This is a genomic window from Microcystis sp. CS-574 (assembly GCF_028329095.1).
In the GTDB taxonomy this organism is placed as follows: Bacteria; Cyanobacteriota; Cyanobacteriia; order Cyanobacteriales; family Microcystaceae; genus Microcystis; species Microcystis ichthyoblabe_A.
On the sequence record NZ_JAQMSY010000162.1, the window covers coordinates 43,427 to 49,812 of the forward strand.

10 protein-coding genes and 1 pseudogene are annotated in these 6,386 nt (G+C 39.9%); 1 reads left to right on the top strand and 10 read right to left on the bottom strand.

Translation table 11 applies throughout. The annotated features are described in order from the left end of the window. Positions 1 to 11 precede the first annotated feature (11 nt). From PN470_RS13015 to PN470_RS13030, 4 genes are read right to left on the bottom strand one after another with little or no spacing between them, the layout of a single operon-like run. The gene (locus PN470_RS13015) at positions 12 to 218 is read right to left on the bottom strand and encodes a type II toxin-antitoxin system HicB family antitoxin (RefSeq protein ID WP_052276613.1); all 207 of its coding nucleotides are present in this window, start codon (positions 216 to 218) and stop codon (positions 12 to 14) included. Continuing rightward, positions 218 to 430, bottom strand: coding sequence for a type II toxin-antitoxin system HicA family toxin (locus PN470_RS13020; protein ID WP_002775450.1), 213 nt, complete (start codon positions 428 to 430; stop codon positions 218 to 220). The genes PN470_RS13015 and PN470_RS13020 overlap by 1 nt, the downstream gene beginning before the upstream one ends. Before the next feature lie 48 nt (positions 431 to 478). Further along, the gene (locus tag PN470_RS13025) at positions 479 to 1,900 is read right to left on the bottom strand and encodes a GUN4 domain-containing protein (protein WP_272104645.1); all 1,422 of its coding nucleotides are present in this window, start codon (positions 1,898 to 1,900) and stop codon (positions 479 to 481) included. 44 nt (positions 1,901 to 1,944) lie between these two features. Continuing rightward, the gene (locus PN470_RS13030) at positions 1,945 to 2,331 is read right to left on the bottom strand and encodes a Pepco domain-containing protein (RefSeq protein WP_103111590.1); all 387 of its coding nucleotides are present in this window, start codon (positions 2,329 to 2,331) and stop codon (positions 1,945 to 1,947) included. Between the two features lie 284 nt (positions 2,332 to 2,615). Between PN470_RS13030 and PN470_RS13035 the strand changes: the two genes are divergently transcribed. Beyond that, positions 2,616 to 3,266, top strand: a complete 651-nt coding sequence (locus tag PN470_RS13035; RefSeq protein WP_272104647.1) for a restriction endonuclease subunit R — start codon at positions 2,616 to 2,618, stop codon at positions 3,264 to 3,266. Between the two features lie 151 nt (positions 3,267 to 3,417). On the opposite strand, the gene PN470_RS13040 is transcribed toward PN470_RS13035, so the two are convergent. The 6 genes and pseudogenes from PN470_RS13040 to PN470_RS13065 all read right to left on the bottom strand — a co-directional run bounded on the left by PN470_RS13040 (position 3,418) and on the right by PN470_RS13065 (position 6,126). Then, on the bottom strand, positions 3,418 to 4,371 hold the full coding sequence (locus PN470_RS13040) for a DNA cytosine methyltransferase (protein ID WP_271936271.1): 954 nt from the start codon (positions 4,369 to 4,371) through the stop codon (positions 3,418 to 3,420). 210 nt (positions 4,372 to 4,581) lie between these two features. Then, a complete protein-coding gene (locus PN470_RS13045) occupies positions 4,582 to 4,818 on the bottom strand; it encodes a DUF4926 domain-containing protein (RefSeq protein ID WP_103111593.1) in 237 nt (78 codons plus the stop codon). Positions 4,819 to 4,830: 12 nt separating this feature from the next. Then, positions 4,831 to 5,151: a DUF6883 domain-containing protein gene (locus PN470_RS13050; RefSeq protein ID WP_002743275.1), complete on the bottom strand. Its 321-nt coding sequence runs from the start codon at positions 5,149 to 5,151 to the stop codon at positions 4,831 to 4,833. A gap of 49 nt (positions 5,152 to 5,200) precedes the next feature. Then, positions 5,201 to 5,395 carry a hypothetical protein gene (locus PN470_RS13055; protein ID WP_016514552.1) on the bottom strand — a complete coding sequence of 65 codons (195 nt, stop codon included), beginning with the start codon at positions 5,393 to 5,395 and terminating at the stop codon, positions 5,201 to 5,203. Positions 5,396 to 5,460: 65 nt separating this feature from the next. Continuing rightward, a pseudogene (locus PN470_RS13060) lies at positions 5,461 to 5,700 on the bottom strand (hypothetical protein). 192 nt (positions 5,701 to 5,892) lie between these two features. Next, positions 5,893 to 6,126, bottom strand: a complete 234-nt coding sequence (locus PN470_RS13065) for a DUF433 domain-containing protein (RefSeq protein ID WP_016514551.1) — start codon at positions 6,124 to 6,126, stop codon at positions 5,893 to 5,895. Positions 6,127 to 6,386: the final 260 nt, after the last annotated feature.

The following is a 6,386-nucleotide window of genomic DNA, read 5'->3' on the forward strand; positions in this document are numbered from 1 at the left end:
CAGGTGATCGGTTACGCTTCAATATACTCGCAATAGGTGGCTGGTTGCGGAATTGGCAGACCTTCCTCTTGTAAACCATCCAGATGAAATTGAATTGCTTCTTTCATATTTTCTGTGATTTCCTCTAGGGTTTTACCGGTAGTAACACAACCGGGTAAATCGGGAACATAAGCGGAATAGTTATTTTCAGCTTTTTCGATAATAATCGCGTAACGCATTAGTTATTGTCTCCTTCTTCTAGATATTTATTCAATTGAGCTTGTTTGAAAATACTCCGTAAAGTCTTAATCGCTAAATCATCGGACAGCTTACCCGGAACAGTAACTAAACCTGATTTCAGAGAATGTTTGAATTGTCGGTGGCTTCCCCTTGTTCTCGATAAATACCATCCATCTTGTTCTAGTAATCTAATTACATCTCTAACTTTCATGTTATATGTGATTCTTAAAAATTGGCTGTAACCTTTATATGTTACATTTTACAAGTCTCGACGCGAGAGAAGAGACCCACAACCTCGCCAAAAATACCACAACCAACCTCGAGAAAATATTAGCGGGAGGTGTCCCTGGGGTGCTTTTAGGTCAAAAGTAACATCTTTGTAGTATATCCAGATATTATTCACTCGCCAGCCTACTCTATCTCCGAAAGCGTTCCAAACTCTTTCATTATACTCCCGCGTCCCACCGAGTTCGCGGTAGATTTTCGCCTGCACGGAAAAACCAAAGCGACCGCCACTATATTTAACCCATAATTGGTCAATGGTTCGCAAATCCTCGCAGGGAAAATTATCGATATCTTCTACCCGTAACCATCCCTCTTTTGTTCGGTTGGCAGCCTGTAGCATCACTGTTGCGGTTTCCTCGTCCGCTTCTTTCCATTGCTGTTGTTTCAGCAAATCCCGTAGCTTCCTGTAATCGATTCCTTTCTCGCTTTTTAGTTCGATTTCTGGGGGTGGTGCGGGTTTCGGGGTTTCTGTTATCGTTTTCGCCGACTCGCCATTTATCGGTTCCGTTTTAGGGGACGGTGGGACGGGTTGTTGTGCTAATTTTCGATTAATTCTGTCGTAATCTTGCCAGTATTTAGGTCTGGTTGTATCCAAAGCCAGAACTCGTCTCATCAACTGTCGCGCTTCCTCTAGCTTTCCCTCCACTTCCAACTCTAAAGCTTCCACTCGCAATAACTCTATATCGGGAGTCTTTGCCTGTTTCGGTAACAGAATCAGATGATTTTTATAATGCGGTTCGACAATAGAATGGAGGGTTTGCGGGGGTTTGTTGTGTTGTCGGTTGATTTCTGGAATCCTTTCGCGGAGACGATTACAGAGTCTTTCTACCGTAGCGCAGTTATTTTCTCCTTGGATTCGTAAAGCCTCTAGAAGTGAATAGGTAAAGGAACCCTGTTGTAGTTCGGGAATTTCGTAGGATTCCTCCGTCGGACTACAGGAAGCGATGGTTATCACTCCCTGTTGCTTTTGCCAGCCTACGGATTTATTGCTAAAATCGTTCTCGTTGCGACAGGTATCGAGAAAGAGAATGATATTATCTGCACCGCATCTCCGTAAACGTTGGGTAACGTAATTGAGGGAAATGGTCGTCTGTTCGATTAAGGTTGGGTGTCCCTCGCTGGGAACGAGATAATCCTGTCCCTGATGGCGTAATCCGTGGCCACTGAAGAAAAACCAGAAATTATCGCCGGTTTCTAAGCGTTGCGACTCGAAAAAGTCGTGCAGGAAAGCCATTAGATTTGTGTACGTCGGTTTCGTCTCCTGTTGGGAACCATTCGGCGCGGTTATTGGGTCAGACTCATCGGTAAACAGGAAAACTTCCTCAAAATTAATCTCGTCACGACAATAACGCGCCATCTCTACCGCGTCCTGCTTGGCACATTTGAGCGGTTTCAAGCGCTTATATTGATTTATCCCGATAAATAATCCCCAGTTCGCCATTAGTCTGCGGTCGGTGTGTTTTTCTCGTCTCGCTTGAATTTTAAGGTTAATCCGCCTTTGGTGCCGGTCTTAATCCCCGTCCCTAATAATTTTACCTCACCCTCCCCGGTAATCTCTACGCAAAGCTCTACTTCATCGAGTTTAAAACCGGTTTGCTCGTTGACCTGTTTCTGTGCTTGATTGAAGACTTTGCCGATAAGCTGGAGAAAATGGGAAAGTTCTGTCTCTAACTTCTCTATGCTCACTTTTACGCCGCGAGTCGCAGCTTCGGTGATAATTTTCCTCGTGTCCCAGGGATTGTCATAGGTGTCGTTTCCTTTGGCATCTTTATCGGGGGTGACGGGGGTATCTTCTGCGGTGATAATCCAAATAGTTTCTTCTGGCATAGCGTTCTCGTTTTTCGGCAATGGTTCTCCTTTATTATTCTAGTTACCCATTGCTAACTCACCTATAGAGATAGGGGTTAACAGTCCCAAAAAAGGCCGACGAGTGTAAAGTGCGTTAGAAGGCGACCAATTCTTTTAAAAAACCAACATTAACAATCCGCACCCCACCCAGCAACTTTATTGTTAAATTTGTGTTTCTGTCTTGGCTTATTTTGTTAGCAAGAACAGCCGAGAAACCTATTTTCCGCTATCATGGGAACAGCGATGTACTGCTTGCTCAATCAATGCTTACCCTCAAAACGAGTAAACTAACCCTTGCGGATGTTCAACGTCATCTTAATTTCCAAGAAAAGCTTGAAGATGTTTCATTTACAGAGCTTTTAACATTGGAAACCGTCAGCGAGGCAGAAAAATTAGAACTTGTTCAAATCCGCAACGATTTTCGACCCTATTTGATGGAAGATAAAGCATCAGAAGGACAAGTTAAAGTTTTAACCCTATTTCCCCTATTGCGGTTAGCGGGTTTTTATCGTTATCCGATTAAGATTAGGGTTGAAGAAGGGATTGATAATATTATCCTTGTGGATGAAGATAAAACTATTAGCGGATGGTTTGATATTGTCACGGTGAATAATTCGATAGCAACTGTCAATGATATCCCTTTTTGGATTTTAGTCATTGAAGCTAAAGAGAGTGGAATCGAAGTGCGTCAGGGATTACCTCAATTATTGACTTATGCCTACAATAGCTTAGAAAGACAACCCTCAGTTTGGGGATTAGCAACTAATGGCTTACAATATATGTTCGTCTATCTCAGACAAGAAACTAACCCCACTTATCAAATAATGCCAGAACTTAATTTAATGTATCCTGAATCAGCAATTAATCTGCTCCAAATTCTCAAGGCAATGGGTCAGCTAATTTTAGAGACATAAATTAGGACTTAAACAGGCTATAATCTCCTAGTATTTTACTGTCTATATAGGGAATTAAAAGCGTCTTGAATAATTACCACTATCTAAAACTCCTAAGTCAAAAATAAACTTAACTAAGGTGTCGATTGAACGAGAATGAATTAGTTGATGCTTACTCAATATCTAACCAAGACTCGATTACAGAATTAACCACAGCAGCTACGCAGGAAATCGCTACACTATTACCGGTTAATTTTCGCATAGTTTGATAACTGCCGACAATTTGATAATCATCGGGAAAACCTTGTAAACGGAGCATTTCTCTTGCTGTTAAGCGTCTTTTCCCATCCACTAACAAATAATTATAGGATGCTCCTGCTCGCAAGGCACAGGAATAGGGATAAGCGCTGACATTTCCTCCTTTATTTTCGTGCCAGATAGTCGGTTCACTATAAGGTTTTTTTCCCTCTCTTTTCAGCAGGCGACTTTTTTGAATTTTTTCGGAAGCATAATAAAAATCCGAAACATTTTCCTCTAAGATTTCTGTTAAACTTGTTCTAGATAAAGCTGGTTTTGGCCAGATAAAACCCCTAGTTTCTCGGAAACCAACGATAAAAATCCTTTCCCGTTTTTGCGGTAAACCAAAATTAAGAGCATTCAAAACCCGATAATCGGTATAGTAATCTAAATCTTGTAAAGTATCGAGAATAACTTGCAAGGTTTTTCCCTGTTGATGTCCCTGCAATTGCTTGACATTTTCCAGAATAAATGCTGCGGGTTGTTTGGCTTTTAAAATGCGAGCAATCTCAAAAAATAGCGTGCCTCTGGTATCTTCAAATCCCTTTAAATTACCACAAATACTAAAGGGTTGACAGGGAAATCCTGCCATTAAAATATCGTGATTGGGAATATCTAGGGCAGCGATTTCGGTAATATCTCCCCGGGGTTGGTCGCCAAAATTAGCGTGATAAATTGCCTGAGCATCTTTATCTATATCACAGGAAAAAACACAATCAGATTCTAAGTTTTTTTGGCGACAAACTTGTTCAATTGCGACTCGAAACCCTCCCAAACCACAAAAGAGGTCAACAAAACGAATTTTTTTACTATCTTTCAGGAGATTCATTGATAGTTGAGATTGTAGCGATAGGGATATTCTCTTTGATTTTAACTTATCTAACTTTCACCAAAGAGCGGACGGTAAATATTTCATTGGCGCTTGAGAGTAACAAACTGAAAACAGTCGTCATCCCTGGGGACATACACAAAAAAAGGATGGTGGGTTAAGCTTCTTGAACCTCAGTTTTCTAGAAAATCACAGCGAAGAATAACAGAATTATATAATTTGAAATTCATCCTGTTTAAGATTTTGAATTGATTTAATCTTGGAAACTTCTACAGCGATAACTGTATAGGCTTTTCCCTGATTATTTAACACTTCTAAAACATAGCCATCCTCTTGGCCTTCGGGTCTAGGACAATAATCCACGATAATCGCGTGAGTGCCACAAGACAAATTAGATTCTGGCAAATCTTCGGTTAATTGAACTTCGGAAAACATATCAAATTTCATAGTCTAACTCTTTTAATCTGGTAATAAAGTCACAAATCTTGTTTCTTTCGTAAGTGAGTCGATAATCCAATAGGTAGAGACTCGTAAGTTTATCCCGTTCACCCCTTGTAAAAGTCCTTTAATTTCATAAATATCACCGAACTTTGTTTGTTTATTTAAGGTGGCCTCGTTGAGAAGAATACGTCTTAAATCTTGTTCCAATACCTGCCAGTTGTCTAAATTATATCCCGCTTGTGCCAGAAAGCCTGATTTATCATCTTTGGGTTGTAAAACTAGCAAATACTGGGTTAATTTAGCTGGTGGGATTGTCGCATTGGGATTTAAATAAGGCATTTATATTGTAATTTAGCCAATTTCTTTATAGACTTCTATAAAATAGATTTTACAGTATATGCGGGCAGTATTGCCAGGCTTTTTCTTTGTCTAGGATTTGATCATTTTCAACTTCTTCGATGAGTTTTACCAGTCCGTAATCCTCAAGGATTTCTTCGATTTTTTCAAATACAGCAATGGGAATCTGAACAGCAATCGGCTTTTGATCTTTGTCTAATACATAGTTTTTGGTAATTTCTAGCATTTGTAGTTTCTCTAAAAGTTCTCTAGATTATTATTGATAAATCAAGTAAAACCTCACTCATGATTTTAGAGTTTGCTCTCTAGTAATTCTAGATTTGATAACTGCGGTGGATGATTAGCATTCCATGCCAGAGCTTAATCTAATTTTTCTCGAAAAGGCGATCGATTTATCCAGTCTTCGTTTACGGGAGAGCGATCGAGTAAATTTTGATAAAACTCATTCCACAGTTGACCCCATTCTTTTAGATCGATAACAACTGCTGTTTTTTCTCCTGTTTCATCGACAATATACTGAATACCTTTCATGATTTAAATTGTTGTGAGATGGATATTAATTAATAACTATATTTCAATCGATGCACGAGAAGATATGGATTTGACAATTTTATCCCGTTCCCATATTCTACCGAGGAACGATCCCTTCAGTTTCTACCTGAATACTGGTTTAAGGTAGAGCCTTAGATATGGTGTTCCAAGGCAGAGCCTCGGAATAAGAAATCATGCCGAAGTGAAGCTAACGATATAATCGGATACGGCCCAAGCTGCATAATTAAGAGCCTGACGAATATCTTCCTCCTCTAACTCTGGATAAGCCTCTAAGACTTCCTGAATAGATAACTGACTAGCCAACAGTTTCAGAACAAATCCCACAGTGATACGCATTCCTCGAATCGTTGGCTGTCCAAGACATATTTGTGGATCAACAGTAATACGGTCTAGCTCTTTAATCACTGTGGAACTCCTGAGATAAACTCCTCTTATATTGTTACATACAGCAATCAATTGTTATCGCTTTAACTCTTGTGTCGGCAATGAATTGGCAATTAATCAGAAATTAATATAAGCAATTATTGTAGCGACTGTCTTGATTGTCAAGGGGTAACTCAAAAAACAATCAAGGAGTTGCTGTCGAACCTAAAATCTCAAGCCAGAAAAAAAGCGCAGCAAAAACTAAGTCGCTCAGGTTAAACCAAAGCAAGCGCAACCCTTGA